The sequence below is a fragment of the Sphingobacteriales bacterium genome (genome assembly GCA_016719635.1).
In the GTDB taxonomy this organism is placed as follows: Bacteria; Bacteroidota; Bacteroidia; order Chitinophagales; family JADIYW01; genus JADJSS01.
The window spans coordinates 508,217-528,643 of sequence record JADJYT010000002.1 but is presented as its reverse complement, the minus strand read 5'-3'; the positions used below and the strand labels follow the sequence as shown (position 1 = coordinate 528,643).

Annotated in this window: 18 protein-coding genes and 1 pseudogene; 8 read left to right on the top strand and 11 right to left on the bottom strand. The window is 43.3% G+C overall.

Annotated features, from left to right (window positions below; genetic code table 11):
* Positions 1-14: 14 nt before the first annotated feature.
* Positions 15-785: a TerC family protein gene (locus tag IPM95_06490; protein ID MBK9328957.1), complete on the top strand. Its 771-nt coding sequence runs from the start codon at positions 15-17 to the stop codon at positions 783-785.
* On the opposite strand, the gene IPM95_06485 is transcribed toward IPM95_06490, so the two are convergent.
* From IPM95_06485 to IPM95_06470, 4 genes are all read right to left on the bottom strand, one after another.
* Positions 782-2,149 (bottom strand): wax ester/triacylglycerol synthase family O-acyltransferase, encoded by a 1,368-nt coding sequence (locus tag IPM95_06485; GenBank protein MBK9328956.1) that lies wholly within the window; start codon positions 2,147-2,149, stop codon positions 782-784. The genes IPM95_06490 and IPM95_06485 overlap by 4 nt on opposite strands.
* 87 nt (positions 2,150-2,236) lie before the next feature.
* Positions 2,237-2,893, bottom strand: coding sequence for a peptide-methionine (S)-S-oxide reductase MsrA (gene msrA / locus IPM95_06480; GenBank protein MBK9328955.1), 657 nt, complete (start codon positions 2,891-2,893; stop codon positions 2,237-2,239).
* A gap of 71 nt (positions 2,894-2,964) precedes the next feature.
* Positions 2,965-5,076: a ferrous iron transport protein B gene (feoB, locus tag IPM95_06475; GenBank protein ID MBK9328954.1), complete on the bottom strand. Its 2,112-nt coding sequence runs from the start codon at positions 5,074-5,076 to the stop codon at positions 2,965-2,967.
* 41 nt (positions 5,077-5,117) lie between these two features.
* Positions 5,118-5,378: a FeoA domain-containing protein gene (locus tag IPM95_06470; protein ID MBK9328953.1), complete on the bottom strand. Its 261-nt coding sequence runs from the start codon at positions 5,376-5,378 to the stop codon at positions 5,118-5,120.
* A 173-nt stretch (positions 5,379-5,551) separates the two neighbouring features.
* Here IPM95_06470 and IPM95_06465 point away from each other — a divergent pair, with 173 nt between their 5' ends.
* A complete protein-coding gene (locus IPM95_06465) occupies positions 5,552-6,901 on the top strand; it encodes a hypothetical protein (GenBank protein ID MBK9328952.1) in 1,350 nt (449 codons plus the stop codon).
* Positions 6,902-6,988: 87 nt separating this feature from the next.
* On the opposite strand, the gene IPM95_06460 is transcribed toward IPM95_06465, so the two are convergent.
* From IPM95_06460 to tgt, 3 genes are all read right to left on the bottom strand, one after another.
* Complete coding sequence (locus IPM95_06460; protein ID MBK9328951.1) at positions 6,989-7,141, bottom strand: hypothetical protein; 153 nt, start codon at positions 7,139-7,141, stop codon at positions 6,989-6,991.
* A 167-nt stretch (positions 7,142-7,308) separates the two neighbouring features.
* Complete coding sequence (locus IPM95_06455; GenBank protein ID MBK9328950.1) at positions 7,309-8,325, bottom strand: LptF/LptG family permease; 1,017 nt, start codon at positions 8,323-8,325, stop codon at positions 7,309-7,311.
* A gap of 67 nt (positions 8,326-8,392) precedes the next feature.
* Positions 8,393-9,523: a tRNA guanosine(34) transglycosylase Tgt gene (tgt, locus tag IPM95_06450; GenBank protein ID MBK9328949.1), complete on the bottom strand. Its 1,131-nt coding sequence runs from the start codon at positions 9,521-9,523 to the stop codon at positions 8,393-8,395.
* A gap of 109 nt (positions 9,524-9,632) precedes the next feature.
* Here tgt and IPM95_06445 point away from each other — a divergent pair, with 109 nt between their 5' ends.
* Together IPM95_06445 and IPM95_06440 are read left to right on the top strand one after the other, a co-directional pair.
* Positions 9,633-10,688, top strand: coding sequence for a glycosyltransferase (locus tag IPM95_06445; protein ID MBK9328948.1), 1,056 nt, complete (start codon positions 9,633-9,635; stop codon positions 10,686-10,688).
* Entirely contained in the window at positions 10,682-11,263 is a 582-nt protein-coding gene (locus IPM95_06440; protein ID MBK9328947.1) for an RNA polymerase sigma factor, read from the top strand. Before IPM95_06445 ends, IPM95_06440 begins: the two co-directional genes overlap by 7 nt.
* Here the strand turns inward: IPM95_06440 and IPM95_06435 are convergent, their stop codons facing one another.
* Positions 11,264-12,541: a T9SS type A sorting domain-containing protein gene (locus tag IPM95_06435; GenBank protein MBK9328946.1), complete on the bottom strand. Its 1,278-nt coding sequence runs from the start codon at positions 12,539-12,541 to the stop codon at positions 11,264-11,266. It lies immediately after the preceding gene.
* A 168-nt stretch (positions 12,542-12,709) separates the two neighbouring features.
* Between IPM95_06435 and IPM95_06430 the strand changes: the two genes are divergently transcribed.
* From IPM95_06430 to IPM95_06420, 3 genes are all read left to right on the top strand, one after another.
* On the top strand, positions 12,710-14,215 hold the full coding sequence (locus IPM95_06430; protein ID MBK9328945.1) for a F0F1 ATP synthase subunit beta: 1,506 nt from the start codon (positions 12,710-12,712) through the stop codon (positions 14,213-14,215).
* Between the two features lie 72 nt (positions 14,216-14,287).
* A complete protein-coding gene (gene atpC, locus IPM95_06425) occupies positions 14,288-14,533 on the top strand; it encodes an ATP synthase F1 subunit epsilon (protein ID MBK9328944.1) in 246 nt (81 codons plus the stop codon).
* Between the two features lie 202 nt (positions 14,534-14,735).
* Positions 14,736-15,122: a DoxX family protein gene (locus tag IPM95_06420; GenBank protein MBK9328943.1), complete on the top strand. Its 387-nt coding sequence runs from the start codon at positions 14,736-14,738 to the stop codon at positions 15,120-15,122.
* Positions 15,123-15,238: 116 nt separating this feature from the next.
* Here the strand turns inward: IPM95_06420 and smpB are convergent, their stop codons facing one another.
* Entirely contained in the window at positions 15,239-15,718 is a 480-nt protein-coding gene (smpB, locus tag IPM95_06415; GenBank protein ID MBK9328942.1) for an SsrA-binding protein SmpB, read from the bottom strand.
* 62 nt (positions 15,719-15,780) lie between these two features.
* On the opposite strand from smpB, the pseudogene IPM95_06410 reads away from it, so the two are divergent.
* Positions 15,781-17,026, top strand: a pseudogene (locus IPM95_06410) (hypothetical protein).
* Between the two features lie 25 nt (positions 17,027-17,051).
* Here the strand turns inward: IPM95_06410 and IPM95_06405 are convergent.
* Both IPM95_06405 and recN read right to left on the bottom strand, forming a co-directional pair.
* Positions 17,052-18,635 carry a GMC family oxidoreductase gene (locus tag IPM95_06405; GenBank protein MBK9328941.1) on the bottom strand — a complete coding sequence of 528 codons (1,584 nt, stop codon included), beginning with the start codon at positions 18,633-18,635 and terminating at the stop codon, positions 17,052-17,054.
* Between the two features lie 101 nt (positions 18,636-18,736).
* Positions 18,737-20,398, bottom strand: a complete 1,662-nt coding sequence (gene recN, locus IPM95_06400) for a DNA repair protein RecN (GenBank protein ID MBK9328940.1) — start codon at positions 20,396-20,398, stop codon at positions 18,737-18,739.
* Positions 20,399-20,427: the final 29 nt, after the last annotated feature.

The window sequence follows — 20,427 nt, the reverse complement described above, 5'->3', positions numbered from 1 at the left end:
CCGTTATTCCCAATATGTCAGAAATACTACAAGGTATCAGTATAGAGCAGGCCGTTCTTATCATTATCAACCTGATAGTGATTGAAAGTTTACTGTCCGTTGATAATGCTGCGGTGTTGGCAACAATGGTGATGGATTTGCCCAAAGAGCAGCGAAACAAAGCGCTCAAGTACGGTATAATTGGAGCTTATGTTTTCAGGGGAATTTCTTTGGTGCTGGCATCCTGGCTCATAAAGATATGGTGGCTGAAAGCATTGGGCGGTATGTATCTTATGTATCTTTTCATCGATTACTTCATATCAAAGGCTACTCCGCAAAAAGAAGATGATACGCTGAATAAGGAAGAAAGCAGGATTTACAGATATACATTCGGATTGTTTGGAAAGTTCTGGTCTACTGTCATTTTGGTGGAGATAATGGATCTGGCTTTTTCAATCGACAATGTATTTGCTGCGGTGGCCTTTACCAGTAATATTTACCTGATTTGGACAGGCGTATTTATCGGTATTCTGACGATGCGGTTTGTTGCCCAAAGTTTCGTAAGATTAATGGAAAAATACAGGTTCCTGGAAACTTCGGCATTCATAGTGATTGGCGTATTGGGAATTAAGTTATTGCTCTCCTTTCCTGCGCACTATTACAAACACCTTCCGGCTTTTCAATTTATTGAGAGTGAGCACTTTGATTTATTCATATCCATACTCACTGTATCTATTTTCTTCTTACCTATTGTTTCTTCCTTATTGTTTAACAGGCCGAAACGCAATGCGTCTGATAAAAATTAGGGAGTGGGTTTTATCAATAATCCTTTCATCGCTTCAAATTCCTTATAGTATCCATTGATGATTTGATCCGGGTCATCGACTAAATTCGTATCCGTTACGACTCCAAGGCAGACCCTGTTGTTATAACTGATAATGCTTACTCCGATTCCCAGCGGACTGGTTTGGGGAACCCAGAACATCAGATCCTTTACTTTCTCGCCGGCTAAATAAATGGAATCTTTCGGTCCCGGTACATTCGTGACAACACCCGCAATCTGGGAACCGATATAGTTGGAAAATTTTTGCTCCAGCGAGGAAGGAATCACATCTGCCAGTATGTTCAGCATATTGTAAATAAGGACAGGCTCTATAGAGTGTTTTAATAATTCAGTTTTTTCCCGGATGTATGCGATTCTCTTTTTTACGTCTTTGATGTGCACAGGCAATTCTATCGACAGCATCCCGATTTTATTGTGTACCCGGATTTCCTCATTCTTTTTCCGAACATTAACCGGTACCACCACCCGGATGCATTTTTTCAGATTCTGTTTGTGTTTTATCAGATGCCTCCGCAGTGCGCCCGTAATCAGTGCCAGCAATATGTCATTGACGGTTGCCTGGTGCTGTTTACCGATTTGTTTTATCTCATTCAGCGGCAAAGGGGTTGACCATGCTGCCTTTTTCGAATAACCCAATTCACCTTTGTAGATGGTTCCCTGTACGGATTCTCCTAAAAACAATCTGCCCAATTCTTTGGTAATGCTCCATGATTCTTTAAGTGTATCTTTTATCGCTTCAGGTTCTTTCCATAAGTGCTGTGCCTCGGCATAAAGGTCTTTGCCTGTTTTTATCAGTTCATTGATGTCGTACATCAAAGTATGTTTTTCCCTGGCTTTGGCTGATTCATGAAGTATCGTGTCCAGGGAAGATTCTTTTGTTGCACCCGTCAAAGAAAAAACCACTTTTATAAGAGCTATGCCGTCTGCTATGGCATGGTGTAATCTCCAGAGTACAACACTGCCGCCATTATAATTGTCAATCAGGTGAACCTGCCACAACGGTTTGCTGTGGTCCAGCGGCTGACTGATCAGGTCGCTTACCACTTCCTGCAGTGTTTCGTAATTTCCCGGAGAAGGTAAGGCAATATGATGAATATGGGAGCCGAGACTGAAGGTTTCATCGAAGTGCCAAACCGGTTTTTTGTTTTTCAGTATCACCTTCTTGTGAAACCGTTCAAATTTCAGAAGGCGGTTTTCGATTATGGAGGTAAGTTTTTTCTTGCTGACGGGCTCTTCAAAACACATCATACCAGTAATTGTTACCAGACTGGTAGGCATATCGACATCCCACATCATGTGGTCTATGTTTCGGAGTGGTTTATCCATTGCGGACTTTTTATTCAGTAAGTTACAAAATGGAAAGAAATGAAACCATGATAAATATCAGTAAAAGGGAATTATAGGCGTTAGTGATTACTTCTTCAGCCTGTCTTTGAACACCTTTTCGAATTTTTCTATTTTCGGCTGGATGACATACATGCAGTAACCCTGTGTCTTGTTCTGATTGTAATAATCCTGATGATAGTCTTCCGCTTTATAAAACGTATCGAATGGCGTTACTTCCGTCACTATCTTATCCGGATAGGCGTGTGCCTGATTTAGTGCATCAATGATTTCTTGAGAAGCTTTTTTCTGTGCGTCGTTATGATAGAATATCCCGGAGCGATACTGCGTGCCGATATCATTGCCCTGCCGGTTCAATGTCGTCGGGTCGTGCATGGTAAAGAAAACTTTCAGCAAATCCGTAAACGAAACTTTAGCGGTGTCAAAAGTTAGCTGTATGACTTCTGCATGTCCGGTAGTGCCGGTGCATACTTCCTTATAGGTTGGATCTTTCACCTGTCCGCCTGAAAAACCCGACTCTACCTTTGCCACACCTTCCAGTCGCTGAAAGACGGCTTCCATACACCAGTAACATCCTCCGCCGAAAGTGGCAATTTCCATAGTTGTATCCATAGTCCTGACTTTTTTATTGGATGAAGTATCTTTGGCCGATTCTGCCGGTGCATTTTGTGCATGGTTGCATCCTGCAAAAAATATAAAACTTAAAAATGAGAATAAGATACGCATGTCTGTCCTTAATTCCAATATAACAAAATCCGGTTTGAAAAGGTTCTGTGGAAGTACATTAAACAGACTGCTTATTTTAATACCTGAAATACCAGCAGTGAAACCGTGTAAGCCAGTCCGCTCATGAATACAAATTGAAAAGCCGGCCATTTCCAGCTTTTGGTCTCCCTGTAAACGGTTGCCAGCGTACTCATGCACTGCATGGCGAATAAGTAGAATAAGATTAAGGACAGTGCGACCGGCATGGTGAAAACAGGCATTCCTTCGTCATTCTTTTCATTTTGCAGTTTTTGTTTTATCGTGAGGTTGTCCGCATCCTTCCCGATAGAATATAAGGTGGAGATGGTGCCGACAAAGACTTCGCGGGCGGCAAAGGATGTTATCAGCGCAATGCCGATTTTCCAGTCGAAGCCCAGCGGACGGATGACAGGCTCAATTACCCTGCCCATCATGCCGGCATACGAAGCCTCCAGGCGTTTGGCGGCAATGTGAAGGTCCGTGGTTTTTGTGTCATAGTGCAGAAGCGCAGATTCAATCCGGGCGATGTTTTCAGCTTCTTTTAGTTTCAGGGAAGGACCGAAACTCGCTAAAAACCATAGCAAGATGGAAACCACCAGTATAATTTTCCCCGCGCCTAAGACGAATGATTTTACTTTTTCATAGACATTGAAAAACACATTTTTCCAATGCGGCATTTTGTATTCAGGCAGTTCCAGCATCAAAAAGGAATGCTCATCCGTTTTTATTAGTTTCTTTAAAATAAAGGCTGCGGCGAGGGCTGTAACCACACCTGTCAGATACAACGACATGAATACCAGCCCCTGGGCATTGAGAAATCCAAAGACCGTTATTTTAGGTACCACAAATCCGATTAAAATGGCAAATACGGGAATGCGTGCCGAGCAGCTGATGAAAGGTGTCACCAGGATGGTGATGATGCGTTCCTTCCAGTTGCTGATGGTACGCGTACTCATGATGGCCGGCACGGCGCAGGCACCACCGGATATCAGTGTTACGATGCTTCTGCCGTTCAGTCCGAATTTCTGCATGATCTTGTCAAACATAAAAACAGCCCGCGACATATAACCGATTTCTTCCAAAAGGGTTATCAATAAAAACAGCAGGAAGATTTGCGGAACAAAAACCAGCACGCCGCTGACGCCCGGGATAATGCCTTCGCTCAGCAGTTTGGTCCATACATTGCTTTCAAAATGTTGTTGTATATAATAACTCAGGTTGGAAAATTGCAGATCGATAAAATCCATCGGAAGGATGGACCAGGAAAAAATCGCCTGAAAGATGAACAATAGGATGCCGAAGAATATCAGCGGACCTGCAGTACGATGGGTCAGCAGGACGTCCATCTTATCCGTAAAGGAATGACCGGTAACAATTTTTTGGTCCAGCACTTTATTGAGTATGGGTATAAACTGATCATACCGGTTCATGATCTCTCCCAGCTGGCTGTCCAGTGAATTCAGCTGATGGGCCTGAGTGCTCTTTGCGACAGCAGTTTTTTGCTGAACATTCAGAAATGGTAATTTCTGATACTGGTGTGCCATTAACAGACAGGCGTATGGATTTGTATTGCCGGTAATTTTTTCGACCTCAGCCACCAAAGAGGTCTCTTTTTCAGAAAAGGCGTGAAACGAAACGGTGCTGCTCTTTTGAGTTCGCAGGACAGCTTTCAGTTCATCTTTCAGCTCTGGGATGCCGGAACCCGTTCTGCCGTCTACCATTACTATCGGCAGATCGTATAATGCGGATAGTCTTTTGATATCTACGGTAATGCCGTTTTGTGTTGCGATGTCATTCATGTTTAAGGCAAGGACAATCGGGAACTTTAAATCGATGATTTGTGATAAGAGAAGGGAGTGCCTTTCCAGATGATTGATATCCGCAATATAGACAACGGCATCCGGGAAGTCCTTATCTGCCGGGTTTGTCAGCACATTCAGCACGATACGTTCATCCAGTGAAGTGGGAAATAAACTATAGGTACCCGGTAGATCCGTCACTGAAATTCCGGTGCTGCCGTCTAATTTTAAAATGCCGTTCTTGCGCTCTACGGTTACACCCGGAAAATTCCCGACTTTTTGCCGCATGCCGGTAAGATGATTGAATACCGATGATTTTCCTGTATTAGGATTGCCAATCAGGGCTATTTTTTGCTGTTTCGACATTTCAATTGCTAAAAAGATCCTCACAGAATATTCCGTTCCGTTCAGGATGATTTTGTTAATACATAAACTGCCTCATCGGTACGCAAACCAATAATATGGTTTTTTGTCTTGATATAATAGGCTCCGCCAAACGGGGCTTTCCGGACCAATGTAAAGACGGTGCCGGCCAGCAGCCCCATCGACATCAGTTTGCAGGCGACAAATCCATTGGCATACTCCATAATGACGGCATCTTCTCCAATCTGTAACTGCGTGATATTCCTGGCGGGAGTCAATTTATTTAGAATAATTCTGAATAACAAAAATACACGCTTAATTCGATAAAAAAGAAAATAGCAGGGGAATCTGTATATAATACCTAAGATTTGGTATCATGTAAAATTGGTGGATGAAATAAATCCTGGAGATTACCAAAGAGCTGGAGATATCTGCAGCAGGCAAGATAAAGAACAGTATTGCCAACCTGAAACTGATCATGCAGATAAAAAACAAGCTGCAGAAAATCATCGTGTCTAAAAAATATCAGGACTCCGTACGGGAATTCATTAAAACATTTGAAACGGTCGCTGGCTTACAAAACCAGTACTTCAAAAACTATATCAGCAGCAAAAAGGCACAATTGCCGGAAGAGAAACTAAAGCTGATCCGGGAGTACAGCATCAACAGCACAATAGCCTCCCTGACGGAATACGGCCTGAATGTCAATATTCTTGATAAGGTAGAAGACATTATCCGGCAGAATACCACCACCGGCGGAAGCTATTCCAGCCTTCAGGGACAACTACGGGATTTTATCTTATCGGATAAGAATACCGACGGCGCCCTGGTCCGCTATACCAAAACAATCACCACGGATGCCATCAATCAGTATTCTCGGCAGTATATGGAAACAACGGCAGCAGATCTGGATATGCCGTGGCGCAAATATATCGGAAGCCTGAAAACCACCTCCCGGGAGTGGTGTGAAAAGATGGTGGCCAAAAAGTTTGTTCATGTGAGCGAGCTTCCGGAGCTGGTCAAAGGCAACATAGACGGCCACCAGTGCGGGATTTATAAGAAAACTGCTGACAATAAAGGGACAGACCTCCCCTACGGGATGATTGCCGGAACGAATGCGCAAAATGTGCTGGTGCGCGCCGGCGGTCACGGCTGTGAACATGGTTTCTATCCCTGCGATGAGGATGAGGTGCCGAAAGAGGTGCTGGATAGATTTAAGGTCAAAATTACTGTTGTTGCAAGAATTCCGAAAAGTTCATTGTTGTATAGCACAAAAAGCAAGAAAGTAGATTTAAATCGTGACCAGTACGACAGTATAAAAGAATATGAAAATGGTTCTTCTACAGCAATACATAAACGAGCTGACAAAGGAGACGACTTTAATGACAATGTGATATCTACAAAGATTTACGCAAATCAATTTAAGGATATGCAGGCTTTAGTTGCAGAACATAGTAAAGTGAAAGGGAAGAAAAACCCAGAACTTTTACTAAACGGCATTAAGGCCGATAATAAAAAACCAAATCATAGTGATACAACAAAAGGCACGGCGCCATATAAAAACATTTCCAGTGCTATTACCAATGGTGTAAGATCAGCAATAGGTCAAGGAGCAATTCCGATAATCATTTTAGAAAAGCGATATAACTTACAGGAAATTATAACGGGTGTTAGTTATGGTTTTGAAACAACGCATAAAAACGGAAACAAGGCCCAAGAAATTCATTTACGGTATAGAGATGAATCCATTACCATAATTACGAGAGAACAATATAAAAGCGGAGACTTGGATAAAATAATAAAGGGTGGTTATAAACCACCCCTTTAGAATTTGAGGCTCAAAGATACCAGTGGCATTCCCTGAAGTGGAGGCATATAGCTCCCAACACCTCAATACAAATATAACACGAAAATTTCAATTTTGGTTCCGCAGGTCTATACTTTTTTTAACCTGCACGGTTTTCAGCTTTGCTTTGTTGGCAGCCATCTCCAGAGCCATACTGGCAATTTGCTCAAAATTACCGATGGTTGGACTGCTCTTTTGCGGTTTCTTCTTTTTGTTTGGCATACCTGCGTATTATACGGTAAATAATCTCACGCTTCCCTACCCTGCCCCTCAGCTTCTTCTCTTCCGCGGCTTGTTCGTCTTCCATTTTTTCAAACGAAATTGATGACTTAACTAGATAATTGGAAGGATATTCAAAGGTGAATGGGGGTAACTTACATTTCGATAAATCATTTCGGAGCTCTGAATACCAGTAATACCGCAATCACCCCAAAAATGATATTGGGAATCCACACGGCCAGCAGCGGATCCAGATTGCCCTTAGTGGCAAACACCGTGGAGAACTGCTGGATGATAACGTAGGCGCCGCTTAACAGCATACCGGCCACAATGTACAGTCCCATTCCATTTCGTACTTTTTTGGTGGTCATGGCAACGGCAATCAGGGTTAGGATAATGGTGCTGAAAGGGATGGCCGTTCTGCGGTATTTCTCCACCTCATATATTTTTACATTCTCATTGCCTTTATGCATCTGATCCAAAATGAAAACAGACAGTTCTTTGGTAGTCATCGTCTCAATATCATAGGTTTGTTTTATATATTCTTTGGGAGTAATCGGCAGGTTCATCAGCGTGTCTGCGCCTTTAAGGATCCTGTCCTGTTCGCCGATGTTTTTACGGTATTTCCAGTTCAGCAGCTGCCAGGTGTTTTTAGTGGTATCCCACTTCATGTTTTCCGCCGAAAATTTGTACTGCAGTTTCTTGTCCTTTATTTCTTCGAGAGAGAATTTATATCCGGCATTGCTGTTCAGATCATACGATTGCGTGAAGATGAAAGTGTCTTTGCCGATTTGAAAATGATAGTTGATTTCCGTGGCGCGCTTATCTTTTTTGGAGGAGTATTGCTCTTCAAATCTTATTTTTACCTTATTTGATTTTGGTAACAGGTTATGGTTGTACAATGCAAATAATCCGGTCAGTAAAAGCGCCGTAAACATATACGGAACCAGTAGCCTGTAGAAACTGACACCGCCATTCAGCATGCAGATGATTTCGGTATTGGCCGTCAATCGCGATGTCAGGTAAACGACCGATATGAATACGAAAATCGGAGCCAGCATGAGCCCGATCCACGGGATGAAATTGAGATAGTAATCGAATACAATGGCATGCAGCGGAGCATTGGAGTTGATAAAGTCATCTATCTTTTCCGTAATGTCAATGACAATAGCAATGGCACTCAGCAAAAATATGGCAAAGAAGAATGTGATCAGAAATTTTTGATAATATATACATCCAGCACTTTCATGGTCGCTACAGCCTGTTGTTTAATTTGGGGATCAGTTCATTTTTCCAGGAGGTAAAGGTACCTTCTTTTAGCTGGTTTCTGGCTTCGGTGACCAGCCACAGGTAAAAGGGGAGGTTGTGCAGGCTGGCAATCTGTGCAGCCAGGTATTCTTCCACTACAAACAAATGCCGTAAATAAGCTTTGGAATGCTTGTGACTGGTGGAGCAAGGGACATTGACATCAATAGGGGAAAAATCATCTTTCCATTTTTGGTTTTTGATATTGATGACACCCGCTGCTGTAAACAGCAATCCGTGCCGTGCATTGCGCGTAGGCATGACGCAGTCAAACATATCCACACCCAGCGCAATGGACTCCAGGATGTTGGCGGGTGTGCCGACGCCCATCAGGTAGCGGGGTTTGTCTTTAGGGAGAACGGAGCATACCAGATCCGTCATCTCGTACATGATTTCTGCGGGCTCGCCTACGGCGAGCCCGCCAATCGCATTGGCCGGTCGATTCTGTGCGGCAATGAATTCCGCGGATTCCGTTCTTAAATCCTTATACACACTGCCCTGCACTATCGGGATGAGCGTTTGCTCAAATCCGTATAAGGGCAGAGTCGTGTCGAAACGCTGGATGCAGCGCAGCAGCCAGTCGTGTGTGATTTTCAGTGATTTCTTGGCATACGCATAGTCGCAGGGATAAGGGGTGCATTCATCAAAAGCCATGATAAAATCGGCCCCGATGATGCGCTGGGTATCCATGACATTCTCCGGTGTAAACAGATGTTTGGAGCCATCAACATGCGATTGGAAAGTGACGCCGTCTTTGGTCAGTTTTCGTCGGTGGGAGAGAGAATACACCTGGTATCCGCCGCTGTCGGTCAGGATAGGATTCTGCCACGTGTTGAAGGCGTGTAATCCACCCGCTTTATGCAGTATCTCCAATCCCGGACGGAGGTAAAGATGATAGGTATTGCCTAATATTATCTGCGCTTTCACTTCATTTTCCAATTCAGTGAAATGGACCGCCTTTACCGTCCCCTGTGTTCCGACTGGCATGAAAATGGGTGTTTCAATGTTGCCGTGGCCGGTGCTGATAATTCCCGCCCGTGCATTGGAATGTGAATCGGTATGTTGAATCTGGAATGTCAGAAAATGGAAATTAAAAAGCCAAAAATACGATAAAAACCTTTACTTTTATTGGGTGAGTACCGTTTTGTATCTAATTATATTTTGTGCCATTTTTCAAATAATTTACCAGTTGGTACTGCTGGTTGTTTTGAGTCTTAACCGAACAGCGAACCCGCTAACCCTTTCATCCCCAAAGTCTGTTTCTGTTGTCATCTGTGCAAAAAATGAAGCGGAAAATCTACGGAAAAATCTACCGCTTATCTTACAGCAAAAGTATCCCGATTATGAAGTCATAGTCGTGGATGATGGCTCTGATGATACTACAGCTCAGTTGGGAATAAAAGATGTACGGCTGAAATTAATTCACCTGACCAAAGAAGAAAAGGTGGGATTGGGTAAGAAATATGCTTTACAGAAAGGGGTGGAACAGGCTAAAAACGAAGTGGTCTTGCTGACGGATGCCGACTGCCGTCCGCTGAGTGAAAGCTGGATTTCGGAGATGGCGGCAAGGGTTGATGAGCAGCATAAAATTGTTTTAGGAATTTCGCCGTATAAGAAGAAAAGGGGTTTTTTAAACGGACTGACAGAATATGAAACAGCCCAAACCGCATTACAATACCTTGGATGGGCACTGCTGGGCAATCCTTATATGAGTGTGGGGCGAAACGTGGCGTATGACGCGGTCTTAATAAAGAAAAAAATCTGGACGGAAAAAGAATTGTCCATTGCATCCGGTGATGACGATTTGACCATACAGACAATGGCAAATGCACGGAATACAACGGTTTGCCTGTCATTGAACAGTTATACCGTAAGCGATGCTGAGGATAACTGGCCGGATTGGATGAAACAGAAAATACGGCACTATCAGAGCGGAGCACTCTACAAGCCATTTGACAGGATGCTGTTGGGCGCATATTGGTTTACTAAAATGGGTGTTTATTGCCTCCTTGTTTTTTCAGTAATCGCATTATTGTTTATCGAGAATGAAACAATAATTACCGGGTACGCGTTTTTAATCTTTGCTGTTTATTTTTCCATGACGATACTGTATAATTTTTTTTTGAACAGAAGGCTGCACTTGAATTCAAGATGGTATCTGGCGGGTATCTATGATTGTATCTATAGCGTCACAGTTACTTCTTTAGGACTGATAAGCAGGATTAGCCCCACAAGCAAATGGTAATAAAAAGCCATAATGCCATTGATGATGAATTGCTCGCTGCTGCCAAATCCGGCGATCAAAGGGCGTATACGGCTCTTCTGGAGAAGTACAGGAATTCCATTTTCCACATCATTTTAAAAATAGTAAAATCGTCCGAGGATGCCGAAGACCTCACCATTGAGACGTTTGCCAAAGCTTTCGACAGGCTGTATCAGTATTCCCCAGAATATGCTTTCTCTACCTGGTTGTTTAAAATTGCATCGAACACCAGTATTGATTTTTTGCGAAGGAAAAGTATTGATAAGGTTTCCCTGGACCAGCAGGACATATCCATTACGGATAATATTAGATTCAGTACTGCTAATGACCCTGAAATGGATTTGATAAAATCGCAGCGGCAGGATAAGTTACAAAAGGCTGTAAATGAGATGGACGAGATATTTTCACGGGTCATCCAGCTGCGCTATTTTAAAGAATATAATTATGAGGAGATTTCAGCCGAATTGGGCATTCCGGTAGGTACGATTAAGATCCAGCTGTACCGCGCCAGGAAACTATTGTTTAAAAAATTATCTGAAGAAAAGGATAAGTGGTGATTATTTTACAACCGTCAGCTTTTGTGTAGATGAAAATTCCTCGTTGTAAACCGTCATGATATACGTGCCTTTTTCAAAATGCTGCATTTCCAACATATTCTGTGCTGCAGAAAAGGTAGTGGAATACACTATCTCGCCTAAAACGTTATGGAAATCAATATAGAAAATTCTGGATTTTGTGGAAGGCAATCCTTCTATGGTCAAATAATTTTCCACCGGATTCGGGTAAATTCTGAGTTTATCCGTCCATGGACGAACGACGCCGCTGCTCAGGCATTTATTAGAAGTAACAATAGCCGATCGGGTGCTGCTTAAAATAGCCTGCATACGATCTACCTGTTTGGTCGTGAACATCACCATACAGGCATCATCGGTATAGTCCATATAGTTTTGAAACATGATACCGGGAGAAGCGGCGGTACAGGCATCGGTCATTTCGCCCAGCGGGCATCCGGTGGTGGCAATTTCCTGATTCGGAGTGTCAGTAACGTTATCCGTACCGGAACATTTGCTTCCGGTGCCTTCATCATCCCCCCAGATATGCCTTAAGTTCAGCCAGTGTCCTACTTCATGTGTGGCGGTTCTGCCGAGATTAAACGGGGATTTTGCTGTTCCAATCGTGCCGAATGCTTCAAAATCTATAACAACCCCGTCGGTTTCACCGAAAAGGGCAAGGTCATCAGGCAACTGTGCATACCCGAGGGTATTGCCGTCCATTTTGCAAACCCACATATTCAGGTATTGGGTGGAATTCCAGGCATTTTCACCCCTTTTGTTGCTAAATTTCACACTATCGTCATCAGAAAATTCAGTTCTTGTGGTAGGCGTACGTGTTATTCCGGTCGTAGCGTTTCCATTCGGGTCAGATTTTGCCAGGCAAAACTCAACCTGGGCATCTGATGCCAGGCTGAAAAACGGATGGCCGGAGGATAATTTATCGGTATTCAGATTCCGGTAGTCTTTGTTTAAGCGTTCAATCTGTGATTGAATCTGTGCAGCTGAAATGTTTTGGTCTGGGGTGTTGTAAACGACATGCACAACAACCGGAATCGTCACTAAACTGGCTATGGAACCAGGTTTGTTGGCGGAGGATTGGTTGATCCATTGTGCGGTTTCCTGCTCCAGTTGTTCCCTTTGCCTTATAACTTCGGGATTGCCGGCCGCTTTTCTGATGAAAACATCCATCGTGGAGCATCGTATCCGTTCATTTCCAAACGAATGTGGTAGTACAATCCATGAAATTAACAGAACGGACAGGTATTTCAGACACTCGCTCATTTAACGAATTTACAATTTAATTTTCAAAAAAGCTATATAACAAGGTCATTCTCAGTCAAAAATTACCAAATCTTTATTTGTGGACAACTTTGGCAATTCAATTTTGTAAAGCAGGTACTTAAACGTATTTTTGCACCGAATTTTTAAATCACATTAGCAATATATTCTATGGCAAGCGTAGGTAAAATAACTCAAATCATCGGTCCTGTAGTGGACGTGTCTTTCAGCGGAGAGGGAATTGCTCTTCCAAAAATATTAAACGCATTGATCGTAAAAAAAGACGATGGTTCTGAAGTGGTGCTGGAATGCCAGCAGCATTTAGGGGAAGACAGCGTTCGTTGTGTGGCGATGGATGCAACCGAAGGTTTGACGCGTGGTGCTGAAGTAACCGATACAGGCAGCCAGATTACAATGCCGGCCGGTGATGCCATCAAAGGACGATTGTTTAATGTTATCGGCACCGCTATCGATGGTATCGGTGAAGTGAGCAAGGTAGGCGGATATCCCATACACAGGAAACCTCCGAAATACGAAGACCTGGCTACTTCTAAAGAAGTATTATTAACCGGTATCAAAGTGATTGACCTGATAGAGCCTTATGCAAAAGGTGGTAAAATCGGTTTGTTCGGTGGTGCCGGTGTAGGTAAGACGGTATTAATCATGGAGTTGGTGAATAATATTGCCAAAGGACATGGCGGGTTATCCGTATTTGCCGGTGTGGGTGAAAGAACGCGTGAAGGAAATGACCTGTTGCGCGAGTTCCTGGAATCAGATGTAATTAAGTACGGTGAGGCTTTCAAACACTCTATGGAAAAGGGTGACTGGGACTTGTCCGTTGTTGATAAAACAGCTTTGCTGGAATCCAAAGCAACCTTGGTGTTCGGCCAGATGAACGAGCCTCCCGGAGCACGTGCGCGCGTGGCATTGTCCGGATTGACGATTGCGGAGCAGTTCCGTGATGGTGACGGTGATGGCAAAGGACGCGATATCTTATTTTTCGTAGATAATATCTTCCGTTTCACTCAGGCGGGTTCTGAAGTGTCTGCGTTATTAGGACGTATGCCTTCAGCGGTAGGTTACCAGCCGACACTCTCTACCGAGATGGGTTTGATGCAGGAACGTATTACCTCTACCAAGTCCGGTTCCATTACCTCTGTACAGGCGGTATATGTACCGGCGGATGACTTAACGGACCCGGCTCCGGCAACTACATTTGCTCACTTGGATGCGACCACGGTATTGAGCCGTAAGATCGCTGAGTTGGGTATTTATCCTGCGGTGGATCCGCTGGATTCCACTTCGAGAATCCTGGATCCTCAGGTAATCGGCGAAAGACATTACGGTGTGGCTCAACGGGTAAAAATGATTTTACAACGGTATAAGGAATTACAGGATATCATTGCCATCCTTGGTATGGATGAATTGTCTGAAGAAGATAAACTGGTGGTTCACCGCGCTCGTCGTGTTCAGCGGTTCTTGTCTCAGCCATTCCATGTGGCAGAGCAGTTTACCGGCTTGAAAGGCGTTTTTGTCCCTATCGAAGAGACTCTGCGTGGTTTCGAGATGATTATGGAAGGAAAAGTGGATGAATATCCGGAAGCGGCATTCAACTTAGTAGGTACCATTGACGATGCTATAGAAAAAGGTAAAAAATTATTGTCTGAAGCAAAATAATTAAAAAGTTGTACAGCAGTAAGGAGTTTGAGAATTCCTTACTGCTAAGCTCTTACCTCTCAAATAAACAATATGCAATTAAACATACTGACACCGGAACAAAAGGTATTTACAGGCGAAGCCGAATCTGTGCAGTTGTGTGGTACCGATGGTAAATTTGAAATCCTGAATAATCATGCACCTATGATTGCTTCTATCGTGGAAGGAACGGTAAAGATTAAGACAAACTCCGGCAAACAGGAATTTAAATTAAAAAGCGGTGTTGTAGAAGTTCTGAAAAACAGCGTTTCTGTTCTGACAGAAGGCATAGCAGAATAGTCTTTTCGCGCAATATTTCTCATTTTTATCGTATTTCTCTTGGTTTTTCTGTTATTAGACAGAAATTTCTCCATTTTCCGCACTCCCTTTTACCAAATACTTCCTTTTTTCAACCGAATACTAATTGATTCTTGCCGGATACTCATGAATCGTTGACAAGTCTGGCAAATGTTATAACTTAATGACAATAAAATCTTTGTCTATGAAAAACAATATCAAAATTCTGGACATAGGAACCCGATTGATTGTTGCGGCCATTTTTGGATTTACCGCATATACTAAATTCGCAGGTACGCCGGAAGTAGTATACATTTTTCAGCGTATCGGTATGGAATCTGCAGGACGTTATGTTGTAGCTATCCTGGAGGTCGTTGCCATTGTCTTGTTACTGGTTCCCAGAACCGCATGGAGAGGTGCCATTTTAGGTGCTCTGATGATGTTTGGAGCTATTTGTATGCACCTGACAATGGGGGAAATCAACATTATGGGTGATGGTGGCCTGATGTTCGCCGCTTCCATTGTGGTACTTTTCTGCTGCATGAGTATTTTAGTATTCCACAGGGCGGAATTAGAGGCTGAGTTGAATTAGTACTTTAAACTTTAATGATCTATCGTATTTAACAGGGGCGGATATTGCTATAGTTTGGCAGGGGAATGTTCAAATTAAAATGAAAATGAGTTTCGGACGAATAGTCCGGAACTTAATTATTTATAATGGGCTGCCTTCTTTATCCGCTGTATCTCTTTTTGAGAATCCCGCTCCTTAATGGACTCGCGTTTGTCAAAACTCTTCTTACCGCGCGCCAGGGCGATTTCTATCTTTGCCAGGCCTCTTTCATTGAAGAAGATTTTGTAAGGAATAATGGTCAATCCTTTCTCTTTTATTGTACCTTCCAGTTTCCCAATTTCTTTTTTGGTCAGTAATAACTTGCGCAGGCGCATCGGTTCATGGTTCGCATAGCTGCCGTTTTTATATTCAGAGATGTGGAGGTTCTTTATCCATAATTCACCCTGACGGAAGTAACAGAAACTGTCGCCTAAATTTACCTTACCCTCCTTGATGGATTTTATTTCCGTTCCTGTCAGCACCATTCCGGCTTTATACGATTCGATAAATTCGTAATTGAACTTCGCTTTCCTGTTCACTATTTCCGGCAGTTCGTATTTCTTAGACACGCGGCAAATTTATTGATTAAGTGGCTAATTAGCTAATTAAATTCGTACATTGTATAGTATAAGTCTATCGTATGGTTTTAAATTATATCTGGATCCTGTTCTTCATTTTATCTTTTATCATCGTCTTGTTCAAGCTTATCTTTTTGGGCGATACGGCTGTCATCTCCGCTGCCGTAAATGCCATTACGGATTCATCTAAAACAGCTTTTGAGATTTCACTCGGACTTACCGGCGTCATGTGTTTCTGGCTGGGTATCATGAAGGTTGGAGAGAAAGGTGGCGCCATCCGTATCTTTTCCAAATTAATCAGCCCCTTTTTCAGCCGTCTGTTTCCGGAGATTCCAAAAGACCATCCTGCCATGGGAAGCATCCTGATGAATTATTCGGCCAATATGCTGGGGCTGGATAATGCTGCCACCCCGTTAGGACTGAAGGCCATGAAAGAATTGCACGACATCAACCCGAATAAGGATCAGGCGTCGAATGCAATGATCATGTTCCTGACACTGAACACGGCCGGTTTTACCATTATACCTGTCAGTATCATTGCTTTCCGGGCAACAGCCGGAGCTGTCAATCCTACTGATATTTTTCTGCCATTGCTGATTTCCACTTATGGTGGTATGATTTCCGGATTGATACTCTGCACATTTATCCAGAAAATAAAATGGGATGCCGTTCTAACTGCCTGGATTTTGGGAATTATAGTTTTTATTGCCGGACTGACTTACTTGTTCAGCACCTTCTCAAAAGAAATTATGGAAGTGGCGAGTAATATCATAGGAGGGTTGATCATATTTTTCTGTCATTATCATTTTTATCTCCATGGCATTCTTTAAAAATGTGAATGTATATGAATCTTTTATTGACGGTGCGAAAGAAGGCTTTGAGGTGGCGGTGAAAATCATTCCGTATCTGGTGGCGATGCTGGTTGGGATTGGTGTTTTCAGGGCCTGTGGCGGTATGGAAATGATAACGCATGGCATCGCTTCTGCGTTCCATGTTTTTGGATTTGATACCCGGTTTGTCGACGCATTGCCGGTCGCCATCATGAAACCGTTCAGCGGCAGCGGTGCGCGTGGCTTGATGGTGGATATGATCAAACCGGTGACGGAAGGCGGCCTTGGTGCAGATAGCTTTGCCGGACGGCTCGCCGGAATCTTTAACGGCAGTCACGATACCACCTTTTATGTACTGGCTGTATATTTCGGTGCAGTGGCCATCAAGAAAACACGCTATGTGGTGGCAACGAGTCTGTTTGCGGAGTTGGTGAGCATTGTGCTCAGTATACTCGTTTGTTATGTATTTTTTGGTTAATTGCAGGGCAATTAGAACCAGAATATTAGTTAAAATCTTCCTGTATTATTTTTTCCATATTCCGTTCGGCTAAAGCCGTAATGGTTAATGTCGGATTGACTAATGCACAATTGCCGGGGAGCATGGAGCCGTCAAGGGCATAAAGATTTTTATACCCTTTTACCCTTCCAAACAAATCAGAAGCTTTTCCTAAAACAGCGCCACCCAATGGATGATATGTAAATCCTTTGGAAACACCGGACGGAATGAATGTCCTGTCTAAAACGCCTCCGTTGACGGTATTCATCTTGTCGATAAATTGTTTCATGGCCTCGTTCGCCTGATCCAATCCATTCGCCGGCCATTGCAGCTGAACCGTATTTTTGACCGCATCGTATACAAAAGTACCTTTGGTTTCGCTGTAAGGCTGACCCACCATCAGCAAGGTCTTTAAATCTATTCCAAGCGGAAAAATGTCCTGCATGGCGGTCAATGGAGCGATTGGGTTAGCGTAATCTGCAACGGATAATGTTGGTGGACTGCAATGCATATTTCCGGTGGATTCCCTCAGCTGACTGCGCATGGCGAAGGAGTTTCCATTAGGGCCCCAGTCTTTTCCTACTTCCTCATTTAAATCCGGCAGTGTACCGGTGTCTCTTGCCTTTACCAATAATTCAGATGTACCGATGCTTCCTGCACATACAAATAAATAGTTGGAAGTTAAAATCGTGTAAGCCGTCTCCTGGCCCAGTTCGTTTATTTGTGTCGCTTCCATCTCGAACAGGCCCTTTCCGTTTTTCCGGATGCTGTTTGCTTTGGTCAGTGTTTGGATAGTCAGGTTGCCGGTAGCTGTTGCCTGTGCCAGATAATTTCTTTCAAGTGAATTCTTAATTCCGTTGTTGTTTCCGTATAATAACTCACCGTTCAAGGCTGATTTTTTGATTTGGTTTAAGGCCTCTCTTCGCCAGATATCAAAATCATAAAATGAATCGGCATGAATGATTTCAAAGCCTGCCTGAATTGCATGCCTTTTGGCCACCTGCGCAAAAATATAATAGGAAGAGTTGAATAAATCATCGGGCATTTTGGAAGCACGCAGCATATTTCTAACCAATGGAAAATACTTCTGTTTCAGTTCCCCGTAATTGATTTGGTCGAACATGAACGAACTGAAATGATCTTCCCTGGGTTCGAGCAGAACACCTCCATTGGAGATGGAACCGCCACCCAGACAGATATTGCGGTAAACGTGCATGTTGGGATATTCCATTCTGTCTAAAACACCTACGTACGTTCCGCTGAAAGGCAGGTTGGGCCCAAAAGGTAATTCAGTGGTGCTCCTGAGCCATGTAGAAAATTTATTTGCCGGAAAGTTGGGTGAGAAAACATTGCTGTCCGGCTGGACCGTATACTGTTTGCCCATTTCCAGCACCAGGGTTCTTACGCCCGATTCGCATAATCTAAGCGCGGCGACAGCACCACCAAATCCCGAACCGATCACGATGGCATCATAATGATAATCGTTTGCTGACAGATTTGATTTGATGCAGCCATTTAAAGGTAATGCTGATACCATGCCTCCTAAAGCTGAAAGCCGAATGAAGTTTCTTCTGGATAAACCGTTTTTCATTTGGATAAAGTCGATGAAAGACAACTGACATCAAAATAAGAAATTGTTTTGATTTTTTTCAGAAATAATATCTGGTGAATCTGTAATAGACATGAAACTGATTAATCAGCCAGCAACCGTTTCGCATTTTCCAGCGCTTCTTTTGGCGGGTTGTTGCCACTGAGCATTACGGCAATTTCGTGGAGGCGTTCGGTGCTGTCCAGCGTTCTGATTTCAGTATTGGTTTTCGCTTTCTCGTGGTTTTTATAAACGAACAGATGCTTGTCCGCTTTAGCGGCCACCTGCGGTAAATGGGTGATGGAAATCACCTGATGCTTCTTGCCAAGTTCTTTTAAAATCGTTCCTACCTTATTGGCCACCTCTCCGGAAATACCCGTATCGATTTCATCAAATATCAGGGTGGGCAAAGTAATGGTTTCCGCCACCAGGCTTTTTACTGCCAGCATCAGCCTGGATTTTTCTCCGCCGCTGCCCACTTCATCCAGCGGTTGCGGCTGCGAGCCTTTATTGGCAGAGAACAATAATCGGATTTCGTCAATACCATAGGCGTTCAGTTTTTCCGCATCCGGCATTTTTTGCGACAAGACGATAAATCCGAACGGCATGCCCAAATCCACCAGCAGATTGGATACTTTGCTTTCAACCGTTTTTATTTTCTCACTCCTGTTTTTCGAAATACGTTGAGCCGTTTCCAAAAGCGATTTTCGGGTTTGACTGATTTCTTTCTCCAGCCTGACCATCTCTTCACCTGAGTTGGAATAGTTAGCTGCTTTTAGCTGTAATTCGTGTTGGATGTGCAGCAATTCCTTTACTTCGCTCACATGGTGCTTTTGTAGGAGTTTATTGACGGTACTCTGTTTTTCCGTCAGTTCGATGACGCGTTCCTCATGGTATTCCGTAGCATCTGCGATGTTCGTGATTTGCCGTGATATGCTTTTTAAATCATCCGTAATGGCGGAAAGTTTGTCGTGCATTTCCAGCAATACATCGTGAAAACCAGTCAGCTGGCTGATTTGTTTGTTCGCCTGCAGCAACTGGCTTAAAGCTGCAAATTCATTGCCGTCAATCAGGTTATAGGCTTCCGCCAGGTTGCGTTTTATCACTTCTGCATTTTGCAGTAACCCCAATTCACTCTCAATGCCTGCATATTCTTCTTCATTCAGATTAGCTTCTGTCAGTTCGTTCAGCTGAAATGAAATGAAATCGTACTCTTTTTGCAGCCTGCCTTGTTCTTCCTGCAGCTGGTGCAGTCGTTGCCGTTTATGTTTATAGGAAAAATAGGCTAACTGGTATTCTTTTACTACGGCAGTCTGTTTGCTTAATTCATCCAGTATTTCACAGAAGAAAAATTTATCGAGCAGGTTTTGGGTTTCGCCCTGCGCATGAATGTCTACGAGTTTTTCAGTCAGGTCTTTCAATACATCCAGTGTTACAGGCGTGTCATTGATGAATGCCCGTGATTTGCCATTCGGATTTATTTCCCTGCGGATGATGGTTTCATCCTCGTACTCCAGGTCATTTTCGTCAAAGTAATTTTTTAGGGGATAACCTTTGATAAGGAAGCTCGCTTCCACCAGGCATTTTTCTTCTGTATTTCTTAAGACGGAACTGTCTGCCCGCTTTCCTAATATCAGGTTCATGGCACCTAACAGGATAGATTTGCCCGCACCTGTTTCGCCGGTAATGATGTTCAGGTTTTTGTCAAACGTGATATCAACCTGTTCAATGATGGCGTAATTTTTTATGGAAAGTGATTGCAGCACGGAACAAATTTACAAAATAGTAGGAAGTA

What these genes read in the sequence shown, in the direction of transcription:
- IPM95_06485 (MBK9328956.1), bottom strand. Translation starts at nt 2,149, where the DNA reads ATGGATAAACCACTCCGAAACATAGACCACATGATGTGGGATGTCGAT.
- IPM95_06490 (MBK9328957.1), top strand. Translation starts at nt 15, where the DNA reads ATGTCAGAAATACTACAAGGTATCAGTATAGAGCAGGCCGTTCTTATC.
- IPM95_06440 (MBK9328947.1), top strand. Translation starts at nt 10,682, where the DNA reads ATGGTAATAAAAAGCCATAATGCCATTGATGATGAATTGCTCGCTGCT.
- IPM95_06430 (MBK9328945.1), top strand. Translation starts at nt 12,710, where the DNA reads ATGGCAAGCGTAGGTAAAATAACTCAAATCATCGGTCCTGTAGTGGAC.
- IPM95_06465 (MBK9328952.1), top strand. Translation starts at nt 5,552, where the DNA reads ATGCAGATAAAAAACAAGCTGCAGAAAATCATCGTGTCTAAAAAATAT.
- atpC (MBK9328944.1), top strand. Translation starts at nt 14,288, where the DNA reads ATGCAATTAAACATACTGACACCGGAACAAAAGGTATTTACAGGCGAA.
- IPM95_06435 (MBK9328946.1), bottom strand. Translation starts at nt 12,541, where the DNA reads ATGAGCGAGTGTCTGAAATACCTGTCCGTTCTGTTAATTTCATGGATT.
- feoB (MBK9328954.1), bottom strand. Translation starts at nt 5,076, where the DNA reads ATGTCGAAACAGCAAAAAATAGCCCTGATTGGCAATCCTAATACAGGA.
- IPM95_06460 (MBK9328951.1), bottom strand. Translation starts at nt 7,141, where the DNA reads ATGCCAAACAAAAAGAAGAAACCGCAAAAGAGCAGTCCAACCATCGGT.
- msrA (MBK9328955.1), bottom strand. Translation starts at nt 2,893, where the DNA reads ATGCGTATCTTATTCTCATTTTTAAGTTTTATATTTTTTGCAGGATGC.
- IPM95_06405 (MBK9328941.1), bottom strand. Translation starts at nt 18,635, where the DNA reads ATGAAAAACGGTTTATCCAGAAGAAACTTCATTCGGCTTTCAGCTTTA.
- IPM95_06420 (MBK9328943.1), top strand. Translation starts at nt 14,736, where the DNA reads ATGAAAAACAATATCAAAATTCTGGACATAGGAACCCGATTGATTGTT.